Here is an 18,765-nt window from a genome sequence, read left to right as displayed (position 1 = left end):
TCCACCATTGAACAGCCGCACGGATACCGGACATTTAGTCCCTTAATATATAAATATAATTCTATTGACAACACCCAATATAGCGGGTAGTAAGTGTATTTGCTCATTTTATCTTTAATATAAGGTAAGATAGCTGCGAGCCAGCGCGCTCGTCGACTCTGGAAATATAACTTTTCAGGTTTATTTGGAATATTCTGTAACACTGCAAGGCCGTTCTCAGCGATTTGAATGCGCCTGCGCACCATTCAACAGGAGAAAGAAGCCATGTCTAAGGATGTAATCGGATCCGTGATGGTCGTCGGGGGGGGTATCGCCGGTATGCAAACTGCCCTGGATCTGGCCGATTCAGGTTATTATGTATACCTGGTCGAAAAAGGGGCCTCCATTGGCGGTGTCATGTCCCAGCTGGACAAGACTTTTCCGACCAACGACTGTGCAATGTGAATTATCTCACCTAAACTGGTCGAGGTCGGCCGGCATCTGAACATTGAGTTAAAAACCCTTTCTGACGTGATCGACATCCAGGGCGAGGCAGGTAATTTTGAAGTTACCTTAAACGAGAGGCCCCGATACGTGGACGAGTCCAAATGTATCGCCTGTGGTCTCTGTGCCGAAAAATGCCCCAAGAAGGTCACGGACCCTTACAACGCTAATCTGATCAAGCGAAAAGCCATCTACGTCGAGTATGATCAGGCCGTACCCCTTAAGTACGCCATTGATCCCGACACCTGTCTCAAGCTTACCAAGGACAGGTGCGGAAACTGCGAGAAGGTCTGCCCCACCGGCGCCATCGATTACACGATGACCGCCAAGGAGACCACCCTCAACGTCGGCTCCGTGGTCCTGGCCACTGGCTTCAAGCCCTTTGATCCTTCCGTTTTCGACACCTATCAGTACACCAAGTTCCCCAACGTTGTTACCTCTCTGGAATTCGAGCGTATCCTCTCCGCTTCAGGCCCCACCCAGGGTCACCTGACCCGTCGGAGCAAGGACGGCGAAGAGCCCAAGAAGATCGCCTGGTTCCAGTGCATCGGCTCAAGGGACATCAACCGCTGCGACAACGGCCACTGCTCCAGCGTCTGCTGTATGTACGCCATCAAAGAAGCGGTCATGGCCAAGGAGCACAACGGGGACGATCTGGATTGCGCCATCTTCTTCATGGACATGCGTACTCCGGGCAAGGACTTCGAAGAGTACTACGAGAAGAGCAAGGATCGTGGTATCCGGTTTGTCCGCAGCCGCGTACACACCATCAACCCCATTCCTGAAACCGATGACCTGGAAGTACGCTACGTCACCGAAGACGGCACCATCAAGACCGAAGTCTTCGGCATGATCGTCCTCTCCATCGGTCTCGAGGCGGCTCCGGAAACCGTGGAACTGGCCAAGAAGCTGGACATTGAACTTACCCCCAGCAACTTTGCCGCCACCTCCGCCTTCAACCCCGTGGCCACAAGCCGTGAGGGTATCTACGTCTGCGGCGCCTTCCAGGGCCCCAAAGACATTCCCGAGTCCATCGTGGACGCCAGTGCGGCAGCTGCCGCGGCCGGCGAGTCCATCGCCTCGGCACGGAACACCGTGACCAAGGAAGCCGAGACGGTGCCCCAGCTCGACGTGGGCGGCGAACGACCCAAGATCGGCGTCTTCGTCTGCTCCTGCGGTACCAACATCGCAGGCACCGTGGACGTGGAGGCTGTCTCCGAGTACGCCAAGTCCCTCCCCTACGTGGAGTTCGTGGCCAACAACCTCTTCTCCTGTTCCCAGGATACTCAGGACAAGATCGCTGAGACCATCAAGGAGAAAGGCCTCAACCGCGTTGTGGTTGCCGCCTGTACGCCCAAGACCCACGAAGGCCTCTTCCAGGAGACCCTCCTGGCTGCCGGCCTCAACAAGTACCTCTTCGAGATGACCAACATCCGGAACCAGGACTCCTGGGTACACAAGGATCAGCCGGAGATGGCCACCGAAAAAGCCAAGGACCTCATTCGCATGTCCGTGGCCAAGGTCGCCCTCTTCCAGCCCCTCGAAGAAGCCGAGCTCCAGGTCAACCAGACCGCCATGGTCCTCGGCGGGGGCCTTGCGGGCATCACCACTGCCCAGAGCCTCTCACGTCAGGGATACGCCACCCACATCGTTGAACGCGAAGACAAGCTTGGCGGCAACGCCAACCGCCTCTACCGCACCGCCTCCGGCGAGAATGTGGCAGAGAAGCTGGTCGAGCTCATCGACGACGTGACCAAGGACGAGAACATCACCGTTCACCTGAACACCACCCTGGAAAACGTGGAAGGCTTCGTGGGCAACTTCGAATCCACCCTCGCTTCCAACGGAGCGGAGACCGTCCTGAAGCACGGGGTTGCCGTCATGGCCACCGGGGCTCAGCCCTACACCCCCACAGAATACTCTTACGGCTCCAGCGACCGCATCGTCACCAGCCTTGAAATGGATGAGAAACTCAAGGCCGACGATCCGATGCTGAACACCGTGAATTCAGCCGTATTTATCCAGTGCGTCGGCTCCCGCGAGCCCGAGCGTCCCTTCTGCTCACGTGTCTGCTGTACCCACAGCATCGACAACGCCCTGGAAATCAAACGCCGCAATCCCCTTGCCAACGTATACATCCTGTACCGCGACATCCGGACCTACGGCGAGCGCGAGCATCTCTACCGCGAAGCACGCGAAAAAGGCGTTATCTTCATCCGTTACGACGTGGACAAGAAGCCTGTTGTCGCCGTCAACGGAGACAAGGTATCCATCAAGACCGTCGATCACGTTCTCCGGCGCGAAGTTGAGATCGAAGCAGACCTCCTCTCCCTGGCCACCGCCGTGGTGCCCTACCGGGATGAAAAGGTTGCCCAGTTCTTCAAGCTGCCCATGAACGACAACGGCTTCTTCGTGGAACGCCACGCCAAGCTCGGTCCCAGCGAGTTCGCAACCGACGGCGTCTTCCTCTGCGGCATGGCTCACTATCCCAAGCCCATTGACGAAGCCATCGGCCAGGCCAAGGCAGCGGCATCCCGCGCCATCACCCTGCTGGCCCGTGAGACCATTCACACCAGCGGCCAGGTCGCCCATGTGAACCCCGCGCTCTGCAGCTCCTGCGGGATCTGTGTCAGCGTCTGCCCCTACTCCGCGCCTTCCTTCATGACCGAAGGCCGAGACGCAGGCAAGGCCCAGATCAACCCCGTACTCTGCAAGGGCTGCGGCCTCTGCGTCGGCTCCTGCCGATCCGGTGCCATTCGCCACAGGGGCTTTGATAACGACCAGATCATGTCGCAGATCTTTGCCCTGAACGAAGCGTAAGGACAGATTCGCATTAAACCTGTTTGTCCCGCCCTTTCCGAGCGTGTTTCGAAGGGGCGGGATTCAAAGGAGACTAAATAAAAATGGCTGAATTCGAACCGAAAATCGTCAGCTTTCTCTGTAACTGGTGCAGTTACGGAGCCGCTGACCTCGCAGGTGTGGGCAGAGCCCAGTACCCTGCCAACGTCCGCGTGATCCGGATCCCCTGTTCCGGTCGCATGAGCCCCAAATTCTTCCTGGCCGCCCTGCGCGAAGGAGCCGATGCCGTCTGGGTTTCCGGCTGACATCCCGGTGACTGCCATTACCTGGAAGGTAATTACTACGCACGTCGAAAGTTCGCCCTGATGAAAAACCTCATGGAGCATATGGGCGTTGAACCCGGCCGCCTGCAGTTCTCCTGGATCTCGTCCGCCGAGTCCACCAAGTTCGTGGACGTGGTGACCAAGGTCACGGAATCCGTCAAGGCCCTGGGTCCCAATACCAATTACGTGAAAAAGAGCGCGGCGAAGGGTTAAGCCATGGAATCATACATCGGAAAAATCAAAGAGATATCGGAAAGGCTCTTGAACGACGGCACCGTCGAGTGCGTTGTTGGATTCCGTAAAGGAACCGTGGCCAACACCAACGAGCCCTGCATGATCACCAAAGCCGAAGATGCCAAAGACCTTGTCTGGGATGCAAACTGCCGTTTGAACCTGGCCAACTACATCACCGGCCGTACGGAAAAGATCGCCATCATCGCCAAGGGATGTGATTCTCGAAACATCGTCAACCACATCATCGAAAACAAGATCTCCCGCGATCAGCTTGTGATCATCGGCGTGCCCTGCAAAGGGATGGTGGACAAGAACAACCCCGAGCAGCTTCAGGCCAACTGCGCCACCTGTCTCCACAGAAACCCCGTCATCTACGACGAGCTCTGTGCCGATCTCGTGGAAGAGCAGAAGGACGTGGACAGCTACGAAGACGTCCGCAAGGTTGAAGCCATGGACACCCAGGAGAAATGGGCCTTCTTCGAAGAGCTCCTCTCCGGCTGCACCCGCTGCTACGCGTGCAGAAACGTACGCCCCTCGCTACCGCCCCACCTGCTCGCCCTGCACCAAGCCCGACCCCAGTGGGTAGGCAAAGGAACCGATCCCATCGATATTCGCACCTACCACTTCCTGAGGGCCTACCACTGCGCCGGCCGCTGCACCGACTGCGGCGCCTGCGAAGCGGCCTGCCCCCAGAACATCAAGGTGCGCAATTTCACCAAGAAGCTCGAAAAAGACTGCTACGAGCTCTACGGTTGGGAAGCGGGACTTACCGTCGACCAGCGTCCGCCGCTGGACAGCTTCAAGCTGGACGATCCCGAAAAATTCATCATGTAATCCCGTTCGCCTCTCTTGTGTTATCTGAACTGAGCGAATGAACCATCATATGAACAAGGGCAAATATCATGAAGGTCATCAAAATTGATAAAAATACATGGGCCGCGGATTCTACAGCCGCAGAAGTGGTTACCGCCTCTTCGGCCCCGTGATGCAGGGTGATGCCCACGAATACAAGGAACTGACGAGTGACGAAACGCCGGACATGGCGTACACCAACACCCGTCTCTCCCCCAAGTCCGTGGTCTTCCCCCAGTCCGAGCCGATGTTTACGTACAGCCTGGACGAGTCTGATCCGGAACACCACCTCCTCAAGGACGCTCCCAAGGATTATTCCCCCCGGGCCGTCATCGGGATGCGACCCTGCGACGCCAAGGCCCTGGCCCTGGTCCGCATGAACTTCGACACCGAAGACTACCGCGACCCCTTCTGGATGGACTCTTACGAAGCCACCACCTTTGTGGGCCTGGCCTGTGACGCCCCCTGCGACACATGCTTCTGCACCAGCGCAGGATGCGGCCCCTACCACGAGGAAGGCCTCGACGTTCTCCTCTCCGACTGCGGCGATGCCTACGAGGCCAAAGCCCTGACGGAAAAAGGGGAGAAGCTCCTGGCCGCAGCCGGTTGGGACGCCGAGGGCGACGCATCTGTCTTCGAGCCCAAAAAAGCCGAAGCCGAAGCCAAGATCACCTGCAAGGTGGAGTCCTCCAAGCTTCGGGGCAAAAACAGCCTCGATCTCTACGATGCTCCGTTCTGGAAAGAACTCTCCTTTGCATGCATCAACTGCGGGACCTGCACCTACGCCTGCCCCACCTGCTGGTGTTTCGACATCCAGGACGAAAACAAGGGCAACGACGGTGTGCGCATGAGAAACTGGGACAGCTGCATGACCTCTCTGTTCACCCTGCACGGCTCCGGCCACAACCCCAGGGAACAGAAGCATCAGCGCTTCCGTCAGCGTTTCATGCACAAGCTCAAGTACTTTGTCGACAAGTACGACAAGGGCCTGATGTGCGTGGGCTGCGGCCGCTGCGTTCAGCAGTGCCCTGCCAACATTGATATCCGCAGCATCTGTAACAAGATGAACGGTTACGAAGCCGCCAGCTAAAAAAAGGAGAAGACCTGTGCAGAATCCTTATAAGGCGTATCCCGTTCGCATTGACGACATTCAGGTTGCGACCGCGGATAAAACGCTCAGAACCTTTAAGTTTGTCTTTCTCAACCCGGAAGATGAAGAGAAATTTGCCTACAAGGTTGGACAGTTCGCAGAGCTCTCCATCCCCGGTCAGGGTGAAATCCCCATTGGCATCGCCTCCTCCCCTTCCGAGAAGGGCTTTGTCATGTTTACCGTGTTCGATGAATAAAGTGACCGACCACCTTCACAACATGAAGGTAGGCGACATCATGGGCATCCGAGGCCCTCTGGGCAACTGGTATCCCATCGAGGACCTCGAAGGCAAAAACATCGTCATCATCGGCGCCGGTTTTGCCTTTACCACCCTGCGTTCCACCATCAAGTACCTGCTCGAGCCCGAAAACCGCAAGCGCTTCGGCCGACTGGACGTGATCTACGGTGCGCGTAACCCCGGCATGATCCTTTATAAGGATGGAGTGGTGGAGCGGAAAGCGGCAATCAACGACCTCAACCTCACCGTTGACGGCACCATGCATCCGACTGGAAATATCACACCGGTTTCGTGCCCACCATCACCGAAACCCAGGCGCCCCAGGCCGATGACGATACCTACGCCATCCTCTGCGGCCCCCCCATGATGCTGAAGTTTACCAAGCCTGTCCTGGACAAGCTTGGTTACAAGCCTGATCACATCATCATGAGCCTCGAAAACCGAATGAAATGCGGCATCGGCATGTGCGGTCGCTGCAACATCGGCAAGGAGCTGGTCTGCAAAGACGGCCCCGTCTTCACCCTCGACAAGCTCAATGAGATGCCGGAAGAGGATCAGTAAACGAATATAGGCGGTTAAACCCGTAACATATTGTATGTTACGGGTTGACATTGCCCTTTCTTTACTGTATTTCTTCTCTTCGAAGTGGACAGGACAAAATAAGGGATAAGCCTTTCAAATTGATAATTCTCAACAGGAGGTTTTGATTCAATGGCCGTAACCACAGGTACGGAAAGTCGTTTGACGTAGATGAGGATGGTTTCCTTCTTGACTTCAACCAGTTCACCGAAGAGTGGCTGGAGATCGTTATGAAAGAAGAAGGTATTGCAGAGCTGAACGACGAGCACAAGCTCGTTATCGACGTTCTTCAGGACTACTACCGTAAAAACGGTATCGCTCCCATGGTTCGCGTTCTCTCCAAGCTGACCAAGTTCAAGCTCAAGCACATCTACGAGCTGTTCCCCTCAGGCCCCGGCAAAGGCGCCTGCAAAATGGCTGGTCTTCCCAAGCCCACCGGTTGCGTATAGTCACCGGACGCCGTTTTTAAGTTTATCAAATCAGGCCCTGTCGGTAACGGCGGGGCCTTTTTTGGTTTAAGCCCCTCACCCTATAAGCCTTTCCCAAACGCCCATGCAGACTTCCCTTCTGATCCAGACCACAAAAAACAAAGAGCTGGTGGATATCTCCTCTGACGTGCAGGCAGAAATAGACCGATGGGGCTGCCACGACGGCGTCCTCTTCCTGTTCGTGCCCCACACCACCGCTGCCGTCACCATCAATGAAAACGCCGATCCCGCCGTTCAGGAAGATGTGATCTACGCCCTGAAAAAGGCGTTCCCCGACCACCCGGCCTTCCGGCACCTGGAGGGAAACTCTGATGCCCACGTCATGACAAGCCTTACCGGCTCATCCGAGATCATTTTCATCCAAGAGGGACGCCCTGTCCTCGGCACCTGGCAGGGCATCTACCTTGCCGAATTCGACGGCCCCCGCAAACGCCGGGTGGTCCTCAAGTGCCTTCCGGGGTAAGGTCCTGAAGGGCTGCGGCACCAACAGGCGCATAGCCCCTCTTATTCTTCTTTATCAAGGAGCAGAAGACAAGCGCCTTGATTGCCGGAACGTTTTTGCGGAGCTTTTTTCAAAAAGCGACCCGCCGGAGGCAACTGAATGGATAAATGCGTTGACCCGATGGCACCCGGCCCCAACGGTTGACGCAACGGCCCCGGCATCATAAGATATCGAATTCAAGAAACACGACATGCAGGCCCCCTTTATTATAAGGCCCTGCCAGGCGATTACCCATGAGCGGCCAAAGGAGCATCCGTACATGACCCTCGAAGAGAAGGACAAGCAGATCATCAACCACATCCAATCCGATTTTCCCATCTGCAAACGGCCCTATGCCGCCATCGGCGACGCGCTGTCCATGGATGAAGCCGAGGTGATCACGCGGGTGGCAAAGCTCAAGGAGATGGGTATCATCCGCCGTATCGGCGGCAACTTCAGCCCCGAAAAAGTGGGCTTTCACAGCACCCTCTGCGGGGCCAGGGTTCCCGAGGATAAGCTTGAGACCTTTGCCGAGGTGGTCAACAGCTACAAAGGCGTTACCCACAACTACGTCCGGGATGACGAGTTCAACGTCTGGTTCACCTTCATCGAAGACTCCGTGGCCCAGATTGAGGCCAACCTGGCTGAAATTGCCGAGCGTACCGGGGTCACCAGTATCTACAACCTGCCAGCCACCCATATCTTTAAAATTCGCGCCGAATTCACCGTGGAGTAGCCATGGAAACCCTGCGCCTTGCCCTGGCCGCCGTTCCTGCCTCCCTTGCCGACCCTTCCGGCAACAGAGACACCCTTCATCGCAGCAGTCGCAAGGCCCGGGAGGCCGGGGCCGACCTCATCGTTTTTCCCGAGCTCTCCCTCACCGGCTATGCCAACGGCACCGGTGCCTTTGAACGGGCAATCACCGAAGACGAGGCCCTCTGCATCATTCAGGAGGCCGTAAACGAAACCGGCTTAGGGATCCTTGCCGGGTATACGGAAAAGGCCTCCTCCGGTGAGCTGTTCGCCTCCCACACAGCCCTTTTACCGGACGGAAGTCACACCACCTACCGAAAGCTCCACCTGGCCCCGCCGGAAAAGGGACTCTACAGTGCCGGGACCGGCCTGCCCCTCTTTTCCTTCAAGGGGTTTTCCATTGGCATGATGCTCTGCTACGACGCCCACTTCCCCCTGGCCTTTCACCACCTGGCCCAGCAGGGTGCAGACCTTGTGATCCTCCCCCACGCCTCCCCCAGGGGCACCAGCGAAGAGAAATACGATTCCTGGATGCGTCACCTGCCGTCCCGGGCCTTTGACAACAGCTTCTGGGTGGCTGCCGTCAACCAGTGCGGCACCAACGAAGCGCACCTTTCCTTTCCGGCCCTGGCCCTGGCCTTTGACCCCTCGGGGCACCTTGCGGGACCTCCACGCCTTACAGAAGGCCTCCACCTCGTGGACATCGACCAAAAAAAACTCACCGAGGTCAGGTCCCACCCCATGCGCTACTTCCTGCCCAACACCCGCAACGAGTTTTAACCTTCAACACTAAAGCCGATAGCTTACAGGTGGTTAACCTGTTTCCGCACAACTGAAACAAGACAACACCCAGCCTTTTGATGGCGTTCGCCCATGCCTTAAGTCATCCTCCCCTTAACTCACACCCGCACCGCCTTAGAAATTATTATTGACACATAAAATGTAGATATATATATGACTGACATCACCCTTTAATCATTGGCACACCCCATGATCAATATTTAATGATTCGATGTTATTAGAAATATGGCATTTATCAATAAAAAAGACCAAGTATCCATTTCACTACACCATAAAAACGCATCGCCGCACGAGCAGCACCGGAGCCAAGGGATAAATACCCGCAAGAATACGTTGAAACCATCGCGATCCTCCACCTGCCCTTAGGTATCGGTCGCCGATGCTCCCTTCAGGCCCTTGCGTTCGCCTAAATTCAGTGGCAAACGCAAGCCACATGCGGCGCGACATGCACCCTTAACCCATTGTTGACAAACGGCCATCCCACTGCCGGGCTGGGCCATCTCACATAAGATAACCACCGCGCATACTGTGCGCCGATCATACAATGTAAGCACTGCATTTAATTTAGTCATCGCTAAAGGAGATTAGGTGAAATGAGACGACTTGTGATGATGATTGGTTTTTTCTTTGTGTTAACCGGGTCCGCGCTTGCGGCCGATGTCAGGGACGTTGATGGCTCCGGCCTCCCACCCCAGATGACCCAGGTTGAATACGAATACATCCTGGACATGGCCAACCTCACGGCACGGATCTACGACAACGCCTGGGACTGGATGCTGGACAGACTGGCGCCCTTCCTGCTGAACAAACTCGACTTTGTGGGCAATTCATCCAACTACCTCAATGTTGTACGGGATGAAAACGTCCTGAACTACATGACCGAAGCGCAGCGTTCGGCAGTGACAACCCTGCTGGACACCTATGTGGGCGGCTGGGACGGCCTGGACGCAAAGGTGTACATCAACATCCACAACCCCGGGCAGCTTGTTCTGGTCTTCAGGGGCACCGAAGCCCTCAACGTTAACGACTGGATTGCCGACGTCCGGCAGGCCCTCAATATTTTCGTAAACTCCATCGGGTCGGTCCAGTACGATAAAGCCGTGGACCTCGCCGTGGGCCTGAAGGCCTTTGCCGATGCCAACAGCTACACCATGGAAATTGCCGGCCACAGCCTGGGCGGTGGCCTGGCGCAGATCACCGGCCTGAAAACCGGGGTCAAAACCACCTGCTTCAACGCAGCCGGCCTCACCGCAGCCACCTTGGTTGAGCAGGGCATTATTGACAGCGCAAGCCAGCCCGTGACCGAAGAGATGGTGGCCAACATCACCCACATCAATGTCAAAAACTGCCCCCTGGTGGACACCGACGGACAGATGAACGACAGCTCCCCCTTCGCCACCTGCCCCCGCTACGGCAATGCCGACAAGGTCTACTGGATGGATCACCTGATGTTCTGCGGAGGCACATGGAACATGCCCCTGCGCATCGCCAACCACATGTACCATGCGTACGTCTACCAGCTGTACCAGAAAGATTTTCTCTAAGCAGCCCGCAAAACGCCCGGCATAAGGGTAATGCGAACCACGCACCATAAAAAAAGCTCACCGGGAATTCCCGGTGAGCTTTTTTAATCTGGTGCAACAGCAGTCTGCCGACGAACGCGTTCTGCCTCAGGAGACAGCCACAAGGACGTTCTGATCCTCCAACTGATGCGGTAGTTGAACATCACAATGGTGGTGGTCAGAGGCCGCCCAAAGAGAAAATCAAGGATCTCTGCCTTGACCCTGCCGCTCTCCACCAGGGTCTCCCGGAGGCTCCGGTCGTAGGCGATCATCTCACAGACCTTTTCAGCGGCCTCCTGGTCGCCGGTGTCGTCGACCTTCCGGATCAGCTCGTCCAGCAGGTCATAGCTGCAGCGCTCGTGGTGGTCTGCCACCAGGTCCCAGAGCCCCTTGATCCCGCCGATCTTGTCGGCACCGAAGCGTAAACCTCCACGATCTCCCGCTCGTCCCAACACTTGAAGGACCGACACTCAAAAGGCCTCTGGCTGTAGATGTCGCAACGGTTCTCAGGGGTCAGGAACAGGCAGCGCAGAGTCTCGGGGTCCACCTTGATCTTGATCTGATCCGTGGCCAGGGGCTCCATCTTCAGGGACTCTTTATTGAACATGCGCTCTCCGGCCCTCAGGGTGTACAGCACGGAAAGGTCGAGTTTTCCTGTCTTGATAAGCCTCTCATCCTGGGACCGCAGCACCGGTCCGCCCCCGGTGCAGCAGGCGCCGCAGTGGTTGCATGATGTCTGGGCAGCGCTGCACCCGCTGCATCCTTCGTTTCCGCCGGTTAAAAACTCCATAAAGCCCTTCCTTATATATAGATCATGTTGAGCCCCATTGCCTCCGGCGGCCCTGCCGGGGGGACCAACTTTTTTTAAAAATTCAACAACCAGGTTTCACACAGACACCAGCCTGCCTTCCGGGTTCACGGCGCAGTCCGTAAGCACATGTGATGAGCCTGGGGCACGAAGCGTAAAGCATGTGCGATACCGCAGGTCATCAAACATCAAACCAGAAAAAAAGGCAAGGGCCAACTGCGCACCGCGCAAGAGACCCCTGCCTGATTTGTTTACCTCACGTTTTCAAGGTGTTTCACCCTGAAGGATCGCTGTGTTACCGCGACCCAAATCCCTGCGGGTTACTCGGCAAGGCGCTTGTAGTGTTCGTAGCGCTTGGCGAACTCCATCTCGATCTGACCGCGGAGCTTCTTGGACTCTTCAGGGAACATCTGCTCCAGGCTGGCAAAACGGTTCTCGCCGGCCAGGAAGTCCTGAATGGTGCCGTCGGGCTCTTTGGATTCAAAGATGAAGGGATTCTTGCCCTCTTCGGCCAGGGCAGGGTTGTAGCGATACAGGGGCCAGTACCCGGAGGCCACCGCAAGCTTCATCTCTTCCTGGGTCTTGCCCATGCCTTTTTTGATGCCCTGGTTGATACACGGGGCGTAGCAGATCACCACGGAAGGTCCGGGGTGGTTTTCCGCCTCGATAAAGGCCTTCATGAGCTGCTGCTTGTTGGCGCCCATGGAGACGGAGGCCACGTAGACATAGCCGTAGCTCATGGCGATGAGGCCAAGGTCCTTCTTGCCGATCTTCTTGCCGGAGGCGGCAAACTTGGCCACGGCACCGGTGGGGGTCGCCTTGGAGGCCTGACCGCCGGTGTTGGAGTAAACCTCGGTATCCATGACCAGGATGTTCACGTCTTCCCCGGAGGCAATGACGTGGTCCAGGCCGCCGAAACCGATGTCATAGGCCCAGCCGTCCCCGCCAAAGATCCAGTGGGACTTCTTGGTGAACAGGTCGTTCATGGCATCGATCTCATCGAGGATGGGGTCTCCCATCTCCGTGAGAAGGCGTGCCTTGATCTCGTCCCCGTACTGCCTTGAGAGCTTGGCGTCGCCCATGTTCTCGGACCAGTTCTTCATGGCGGCCTTCATCTCGTCGGAGATCTCGCAATCCTGGGCCTCGGCCATGAGGTCGGCAAGCTTCTGGCGCCGCTGGTTCGTGGCCAGGGCCATGCCGTAACCAAACTCGGCAGCGTCTTCAAAGAGAGAGTTGCCCCAGGTGGGACCGAACCCGTCTTTGTTGGCGCAATAGGGGAAGGAGGGGGCGGACCCCGCCCAGATAGAGGAACAACCCGTGGCGTTGGCGATGGTCATGCGCTCGCCGAAGAGCTGGGTGAGGACCTTCACATAGGGAGTCTCCCCGCAGCCCGCACAGGCACCGGAGAACTCCAGAAGGGGCTGCATGAGCTGGCTGCCCTTGACGGACTCGCGCTTGAGCAGGCCTTCCTTGTACTCCACGGTCTTGGAAAAGGCGAAGTTGTCCGCCTCGGCCTCGGCCTGGGAGGCGATGGGCTTCATCACCAGGGCCGGGGTCTTTGCCGGGCAGATATCGGCACAGTTGCCGCAGCCCAGACAATCCATGGCGTTGACCTGGATGCGGAACTTGTACTCCTTGAGTTCCTTGCCGGCGGCGGGCAGCGTGGCAAAGCTTTCCGGCGCATCGGCCAGCTCAGCGTCGCTCACCACAATGGGAACGATGGCCGCGTGGGGGCAGACAAAGGAGCACTGGTTACACTGGATACAGTTTTCAGCGATCCACTCGGGCACTTCGATGGCCACGCCGCGTTTCTCGTAGCGCGAGGTACCCACGGGGAAGACACCGTCGGCGGGGAAGGTGGAGACGGGCAGGGAGTCACCCTTCTGGGCATTGACGGGTCGAAGCACATCGGTGATGAACTCCGGTGCCTCTTCGGCTTCGGAGGCGGCATCTTTGGCTTCGGCCCACGCCTCAGGCACGGGAATCTCCACAAGGCCTTCCAGGGCCTGGTCCACAGCGGCGATGTTCATGTCCACGATGGCATCGCCCTTCTTCATGTAGGTCTTCTTGATGTCTTTTTTCAGGAGGGCAATGGCCTCCTCAAAGGGCATCACATTGGCCAGCTTGAAGAAGGCGGTCTGCATGATCATGTTGATACGTCCGCCGAGGCCCACGTTGGCGGCGACCTTCACCGCGTCGATGGCGTAGAAACGGATCTTCTTGGCGGCCAGGATACTCTTGAGGGAGCCGGGAAGCTCTGCCTCCATCTCCTCGGCCGTCCAGGGGGCGTTGATGAGGAAGGTGCCGCCCTCTTTGATCCCATCCACCACATCGTAGAGGTGGACGTAGTTGGACTTGTGGCAGGCCACGAAATCTGGCTTGTCCACAAGGTAGGTACTCTTGATGGGCTCGTCCCCGAAACGCAGGTGGGACACGGTGATGCCGCCGGACTTCTTGGAGTCGTAGGCAAAGTACCCCTGGGCGTACATGTCGGTGTTGTCGCCGATGATCTTGATGGCGCTCTTGTTGGCACCCACGGTTCCGTCGGAGCCAAGGCCCCAGAACTTGCAGTTGACGGTGCCTTCGATGCCGGCATCGAAGCTCTCGTCCACTTCCAGGGAGCTGTAGGAGACGTCGTCCTTGATGCCCACGGTGAAGTGATTCCTGGGCCCGGTGACCTTCATGTTGTCGAAGACCGCCTTGGCCATGGCCGGGGTGAACTCCTTGGAGCCCAGGCCGTAGCGACCGGTTAGGATCTGGGGCATCTCCCCCATCTCCATGTACGCGGCGGCAACATCCAGGTAGAGGGGCTCGCCCATGCTTCCGGACTCCTTGGTGCGGTCCAGAACGGTGATGGTGGACGCCGTGGCCGGAATGGCCTGCAGGAGGTGCTCGGCGCTGAAGGGACGATAGAGGCGAACCTTGACGAGGCCTACCCTCTCACCCATGGCGGTCAGCTTGGAGACAGCCTCTTCCAGGGCTTCGCAGCCGGAGCCCATGGCGATGACAACCCGCTCGGCCTCGGGGTGGCCCACGTAGTCGAAGAGACGGTAGGGGCGGCCGGTGAGCTTGGTGACCTTCTCCATGTACTCGGCCACGATGTTGGGCACATCCTCATAATAGAGGTTGGCGGCCTCACGACCCTGGAAGTAGATATCCGGGTTCTGGGCGGTGCCGCGAATCTCGGGGTGCTCAGGGTTCATGGCGTTGGCGCGGAACTCTTCCAGGGCATCCATGTTCACGAGGTCTTTCATGTCCTCGTAATCGATCATCTCGATCTTCTGGATCTCGCTGGAGGTTCGGAACCCGTCAAAGAAGTGGACAAAGGGCACCCGGCTCTCGATGGTTGCCAGATGGGCCACCAGGGCCAGGTCCTGGACTTCCTGGACGTTGCCGGAGCAGAGCTGGGCGAAACCGGTCTGCCGAACGGCCATGACGTCCTGGTGATCCCCGAAGATGGACAGGGCATGGGCGGCAACAGCACGGGCCGACACATGGAAGACGCAGGGCAGGAGCTCCCCTGCAATCTTGTACATGTTGGGAATCATGAGCAGGAGGCCCTGGGAGGCGGTGAAGGTGGTGGTCAGCGCCCCGGCTGCCAGTTACGTAAACCGCGCCGCCGGCCACACGGCCTCGGACTGGAGCTGGCGAACCATCACTTCCTGGTCAAAAATGTTTTTCCGGGATGCGGCTGCCCACGCGTCGGCGGTTTCGCCCATGGGCGTTGAAGGCGTAATCGGATACAGTGCCGCCACGTCACTGAAGGCGTAGGCGACATGGACGGCAGCGGTGTTGCCGTCAATGGTCTTCATTGTTTTCCCCATAGTTAACTCCTTTAAATCGTTAGGAAGGACTCGCCACACCCGCAATCCCGGCCGCAGGACTACCATGCCGGAGATTGGCGATTGCTGCGGGTCTTTTTCGTTGCGGTGGCGCATAGCGCGAAATCCGGGCCGGAACTGCGATGGTCCGCAGGTCGGTGCATGGCGTCGGCCATATTCCGAGCATCCCTGCGGACGCGGGTCTCACTATACCGTACCGCCCCACGGGGCGGATATTTCCTCACTTTACGAGGGAGTCGTAAATAAGCATGATTACATGATCCCCATGTCAAAGTAAAGCAGAATAATCCTCATTTACCCAATCATCCTACGCAAATATTTCACTTCCGTGCACCTCCCGAAGCGCCGCCTAAATTACATAAAAAAAGGTCGAAACAGCATCCATTACTCTGCTGTTCCGACCTTTGAGTGTTTTCCAGCTTCCTCGAAAAGGAAACTTCTATTTGCTATCTTGACTCATCACCCATGCGAAATTCAAGGCCATCGCCCCCCACATCCACGGCCACACTGTCGCCGTCCCCAAAACGCCCTTTGAGGATCTCCACGGCCAGGGGGTTCTCCACCTCCCGCTGAATGGCGCGCTTCAGGGGCCGGGCTCCGAACACGGGGTCGTACCCGGCGTCCACCAGGTGGGCCACCCCCGCCTCGGACACGGAAAAGCCGATGCCCCGAGCCTTAAGGCGCTCGCTCACCCGCTTGAGCTGAAGTTCCACAATGCGGGACAGGTCTTCCCGGGTCAGGCTGTCGAAAATCACGGTCTCGTCAATGCGGTTGAGGAACTCGGGCCGGAACGACGCCTGCAGCATGGACTCCACCTTGGCCTCCATCTCCGGGCGGTTCTTGCCGCCGTACTCCTGGATCACATGGCTGCCGATGTTGGAGGTAAGCATGATGAGGGTGTTCCGGAAATCCACGGTGCGTCCCTGGCTGTCTGTCATCCGCCCGTCATCCAAAATCTGGAGCAGGAGGTTGAAGACGTCCGGATGGGCCTTTTCGATCTCGTCGAAAAGCACCACGGCATAGGGCCGCCTGCGGATGGCCTCGGTGAGGTACCCGCCTTCGTCGTAGCCCACATACCCCGGAGGCGCCCCGATGAGCCGCGCCACCGCGTGTTTCTCCATGTACTCACTCATGTCGATGCGCACCAGGGCCCGCTCATCGTCAAAGAGAAACTCGGCAAGGGCCTTGGCCAGTTCGGTCTTGCCCACCCCGGTGGGGCCCATGAAGATGAAGGAGCCCACGGGCCGGTTGGCGTCCTGGAGCCCGGATCGGGCGCGGCGTACCGCGTCGGAAACAGCCGAAATGGCCCGTTTCTGACCCACCACGCGCTTGCCCAGCCCCTCTTCCATGGCCAAAAGGCGCTCCATCTCCCCTTCCAGCATCTTGGCCACCGGAATGCCGGTCCAGCGGGAGATCACCTCGGCCACGTCCTCGTCGTCCACCTCCTCCTTGAGCATTTTCCGGTCTTTCTGAAGCTCGGAAAGGGTCTCCTTGGCTTCATCCAGGGCTTTCCTGAGTTCATCACTTCGCCCGTAACGAAGCTCTGCCACCTTGGCCAGGTCCCCTTCGCGCTCAGCCCGCTCCTCTTCTATCCCCAGCTGTTCCTGCTCTTCCTTGAGACCCCGGATCCCATCAATTATCGCCTTTTCGTTGGCCCAGTGGGCCTTCTTGCTGTTGGCCTCTTCCCGGAGCTGTCCCAGCTCCTTTTCAAGGGCTTCCAGCCGGTCCTTGGAGCCCCGGTCGCTCTCCTTGGTGAGGGCCTGCTTCTCCACCTCCAGCTGGGTAATGCGCCGCATCATCTCATCGATCTCGGCGGGCATGCTGTCGATCTCGATGCGGAGCCTGGAGGCGCACTCGTCAATGAGGTCGATGGCCTTGTCCGGCAGGAAGCGATCGGCGATGTAGCGGTTGGAGAGGGTGGCCGCCGCCACAATGGCCGAATCCTTGATGCGCACCCCATGGTGCACCTCGTACTTTTCTTTAAGCCCGCGCAGGATGGAGATGGTGTCCTCCACACTGGGCTCAGCGGTAAAGACCGGCTGGAAACGCCGCTCCAGGGCCGCATCCTTTTCGATGTATTTTCGGTACTCATCCAGGGTGGTGGCTCCCACACAGCGCAACACACCGCGAGCCAGGGCAGGCTTCAACAGGTTGGAAGCGTCCATGGACCCTTCTGCGGCACCGGCACCCACCACGGTGTGAAGTTCGTCGATGAACAGGACGATCTCGCCGTCGGCGTCCTCCACCTCTTTAAGGACAGCCTTCAGCCGCTCTTCAAACTCACCCCGAAACTTGGCGCCCGCCACCAGGGCCCCCATGTCCAGGGCCGCAAGGCGCCTGTTCTTGAGGATCTCGGGCACGTCCCCTTCCACGATGCGACGGGCCAACCCCTCCACAATGGCGGTCTTGCCCACGCCGGGTTCCCCGATGAGCACCGGGTTGTTCTTCCGGCGCCTGGAGAGCACCTGCACCACGCGACGGATCTCTTCGTCCCGACCGATGACCGGGTCCAGCTTGCCGGCCCGGGCCAACGCCGTTAAATCCCGGGAAAACTTCTCCAGGGCCTGGTAGGTCGCTTCCGGGTTGGGGTCGGTGACCCGCTGGCTGCCCCGGATCTCCATCAGCACCGAAAGCAGGGACTCCCGGGTGAGGCCGAACCGGGCAAAAAGCTCCTTCATCCCTTTTTTCCCGCACCCGGCAAGGGCCAGGAGAAGGTGTTCCACGCTGACGTACTCGTCTTTCATGGCCTCGGCTTCGTCAAAGGCCTGGCTTAAGACCTGCCTGGACTCCCGGGACAAGGCAGCGTCCCCTGCGGCCCCGCTCACCTGGGGCAGGCGCCCCATGAGCTCGGCCAGCTGACCGGAGAGCCCTTCTAAAGGAACCCCCATTTTTCGGAAAATCGAGAGGACAATCCCCTCCCGGTCCCCCACCATGGCCGCCAGCATGTGCTCGGGTTCAATCTGTGGGTTGCCCTTGCGCGAGGCCATCTCATGGGCCTCCTGGATCATCTCCTGGGACTTCACCGTCAATCGATCAAATCGCATCATCCACTCCTTTTCGTCCTGAAAGACCCTTCCCCCACGGTCGGGCCCTCACAGCGTTTCGCTTTGTCCATCGCAGAAGCTTTAGCGTCCTTATCGATGCGTTCAACGGAAAAATTAACCACCCATCCGGACGTGTCAAGCAGGGGCAAGGACCAGCGCATTAAACCATTCAGTTGCCTTCTATGAGCAAAGTGAGCGGCCAATGCCTGCCTCCGGCGGCCAGGGGATTTTTAGCCTAAGTGGCTTCGCCACCCCTGAACCCCAGGTTGCGAATGCCCTCTCCCTTCGTTCCTCAGGGTGAGGACATTCGCGAAGGTTTCTGGATAAG

14 protein-coding genes and 2 pseudogenes are annotated in these 18,765 nt (G+C 58.0%); 12 read left to right on the top strand and 4 right to left on the bottom strand.

Features of this window, described 5'->3' with window-relative positions; translation table 11 throughout:
* Positions 1-264: 264 nt before the first annotated feature.
* The 12 genes and pseudogenes from ACOYW2_RS01845 to ACOYW2_RS01790 all read left to right on the top strand — a co-directional run bounded on the left by ACOYW2_RS01845 (position 265) and on the right by ACOYW2_RS01790 (position 10,725).
* On the top strand, positions 265-3,303 hold the full coding sequence (locus ACOYW2_RS01845) for an FAD-dependent oxidoreductase (RefSeq protein WP_482421465.1): 3,039 nt from the start codon (positions 265-267) through the stop codon (positions 3,301-3,303).
* A gap of 83 nt (positions 3,304-3,386) precedes the next feature.
* Complete coding sequence (locus ACOYW2_RS01840) at positions 3,387-3,818, top strand: hydrogenase iron-sulfur subunit (RefSeq protein ID WP_180136910.1); 432 nt, start codon at positions 3,387-3,389, stop codon at positions 3,816-3,818.
* Between the two features lie 3 nt (positions 3,819-3,821).
* Positions 3,822-4,673 carry a 4Fe-4S ferredoxin gene (locus tag ACOYW2_RS01835; RefSeq protein WP_482769193.1) on the top strand — a complete coding sequence of 284 codons (852 nt, stop codon included), beginning with the start codon at positions 3,822-3,824 and terminating at the stop codon, positions 4,671-4,673.
* 97 nt (positions 4,674-4,770) lie between these two features.
* Positions 4,771-5,781, top strand: coding sequence for a 4Fe-4S dicluster domain-containing protein (locus ACOYW2_RS01830; RefSeq protein WP_482769192.1), 1,011 nt, complete (start codon positions 4,771-4,773; stop codon positions 5,779-5,781).
* Positions 5,782-5,797: 16 nt separating this feature from the next.
* Complete coding sequence (locus tag ACOYW2_RS01825) at positions 5,798-6,037, top strand: hypothetical protein (RefSeq protein WP_482421462.1); 240 nt, start codon at positions 5,798-5,800, stop codon at positions 6,035-6,037.
* Positions 6,030-6,446, top strand: a complete 417-nt coding sequence (locus ACOYW2_RS01820) for a ferredoxin reductase domain-containing protein (RefSeq protein ID WP_482769191.1) — start codon at positions 6,030-6,032, stop codon at positions 6,444-6,446. Before ACOYW2_RS01825 ends, ACOYW2_RS01820 begins: the two co-directional genes overlap by 8 nt.
* The gene (locus tag ACOYW2_RS01815) at positions 6,443-6,640 is read left to right on the top strand and encodes an iron-sulfur cluster-binding protein (RefSeq protein ID WP_482769190.1); all 198 of its coding nucleotides are present in this window, start codon (positions 6,443-6,445) and stop codon (positions 6,638-6,640) included. Before ACOYW2_RS01820 ends, ACOYW2_RS01815 begins: the two co-directional genes overlap by 4 nt.
* Before the next feature lie 182 nt (positions 6,641-6,822).
* Positions 6,823-7,107, top strand: a pseudogene (locus tag ACOYW2_RS01810) (TusE/DsrC/DsvC family sulfur relay protein); the annotation flags it as partial.
* Positions 7,108-7,210: 103 nt separating this feature from the next.
* On the top strand, positions 7,211-7,609 hold the full coding sequence (locus ACOYW2_RS01805) for a secondary thiamine-phosphate synthase enzyme YjbQ (protein WP_482414968.1): 399 nt from the start codon (positions 7,211-7,213) through the stop codon (positions 7,607-7,609).
* 298 nt (positions 7,610-7,907) lie between these two features.
* Entirely contained in the window at positions 7,908-8,363 is a 456-nt protein-coding gene (ahbA, locus tag ACOYW2_RS01800) for a siroheme decarboxylase subunit alpha (protein ID WP_482769189.1), read from the top strand.
* Positions 8,364-8,365: 2 nt separating this feature from the next.
* Complete coding sequence (locus tag ACOYW2_RS01795) at positions 8,366-9,160, top strand: nitrilase-related carbon-nitrogen hydrolase (RefSeq protein ID WP_482769188.1); 795 nt, start codon at positions 8,366-8,368, stop codon at positions 9,158-9,160.
* A 614-nt stretch (positions 9,161-9,774) separates the two neighbouring features.
* The gene (locus tag ACOYW2_RS01790) at positions 9,775-10,725 is read left to right on the top strand and encodes a Tle-like phospholipase domain-containing protein (RefSeq protein ID WP_482769187.1); all 951 of its coding nucleotides are present in this window, start codon (positions 9,775-9,777) and stop codon (positions 10,723-10,725) included.
* A gap of 83 nt (positions 10,726-10,808) precedes the next feature.
* Here the strand turns inward: ACOYW2_RS01790 and ACOYW2_RS01785 are convergent, their stop codons facing one another.
* The 4 genes and pseudogenes from ACOYW2_RS01785 to clpB form a co-directional block, all read right to left on the bottom strand.
* Positions 10,809-11,117 carry a hypothetical protein gene (locus ACOYW2_RS01785; RefSeq protein ID WP_482769186.1) on the bottom strand — a complete coding sequence of 103 codons (309 nt, stop codon included), beginning with the start codon at positions 11,115-11,117 and terminating at the stop codon, positions 10,809-10,811.
* A complete protein-coding gene (locus tag ACOYW2_RS01780; RefSeq protein ID WP_482421457.1) occupies positions 11,069-11,533 on the bottom strand; it encodes a YkgJ family cysteine cluster protein in 465 nt (154 codons plus the stop codon). Before ACOYW2_RS01780 ends, ACOYW2_RS01785 begins: the two co-directional genes overlap by 49 nt.
* 338 nt (positions 11,534-11,871) lie before the next feature.
* Positions 11,872-15,363 (bottom strand): annotated as a pseudogene (nifJ, locus tag ACOYW2_RS01775) (pyruvate:ferredoxin (flavodoxin) oxidoreductase).
* A 476-nt stretch (positions 15,364-15,839) separates the two neighbouring features.
* Entirely contained in the window at positions 15,840-18,437 is a 2,598-nt protein-coding gene (clpB, locus tag ACOYW2_RS01770; protein ID WP_482770968.1) for an ATP-dependent chaperone ClpB, read from the bottom strand.
* Positions 18,438-18,765 lie beyond the last annotated feature (328 nt).

The organism is Desulfoluna sp. CLI2B (assembly GCF_056847375.1).
The sequence above is the reverse complement of the archived record's forward strand: the minus strand, read 5'-3'. Positions and strand labels throughout refer to the sequence as shown.

Excerpts from the sequence above, each read along its gene's own strand:
- ACOYW2_RS01830 (WP_482769192.1), top strand. The coding sequence starts at position 4,771 with ATGGGCCGCGGATTCTACAGCCGCAGAAGTGGTTACCGCCTCTTCGGC.
- ahbA (WP_482769189.1), top strand. The coding sequence starts at position 7,908 with ATGACCCTCGAAGAGAAGGACAAGCAGATCATCAACCACATCCAATCC.
- ACOYW2_RS01835 (WP_482769193.1), top strand. The coding sequence starts at position 3,822 with ATGGAATCATACATCGGAAAAATCAAAGAGATATCGGAAAGGCTCTTG.
- ACOYW2_RS01815 (WP_482769190.1), top strand. The coding sequence starts at position 6,443 with ATGATGCTGAAGTTTACCAAGCCTGTCCTGGACAAGCTTGGTTACAAG.
- clpB (WP_482770968.1), bottom strand. The coding sequence starts at position 18,437 with ATGCGATTTGATCGATTGACGGTGAAGTCCCAGGAGATGATCCAGGAG.
- ACOYW2_RS01805 (WP_482414968.1), top strand. The coding sequence starts at position 7,211 with ATGCAGACTTCCCTTCTGATCCAGACCACAAAAAACAAAGAGCTGGTG.
- ACOYW2_RS01780 (WP_482421457.1), bottom strand. The coding sequence starts at position 11,533 with ATGGAGTTTTTAACCGGCGGAAACGAAGGATGCAGCGGGTGCAGCGCT.
- ACOYW2_RS01790 (WP_482769187.1), top strand. The coding sequence starts at position 9,775 with ATGAGACGACTTGTGATGATGATTGGTTTTTTCTTTGTGTTAACCGGG.
- ACOYW2_RS01795 (WP_482769188.1), top strand. The coding sequence starts at position 8,366 with ATGGAAACCCTGCGCCTTGCCCTGGCCGCCGTTCCTGCCTCCCTTGCC.
- ACOYW2_RS01820 (WP_482769191.1), top strand. The coding sequence starts at position 6,030 with ATGAATAAAGTGACCGACCACCTTCACAACATGAAGGTAGGCGACATC.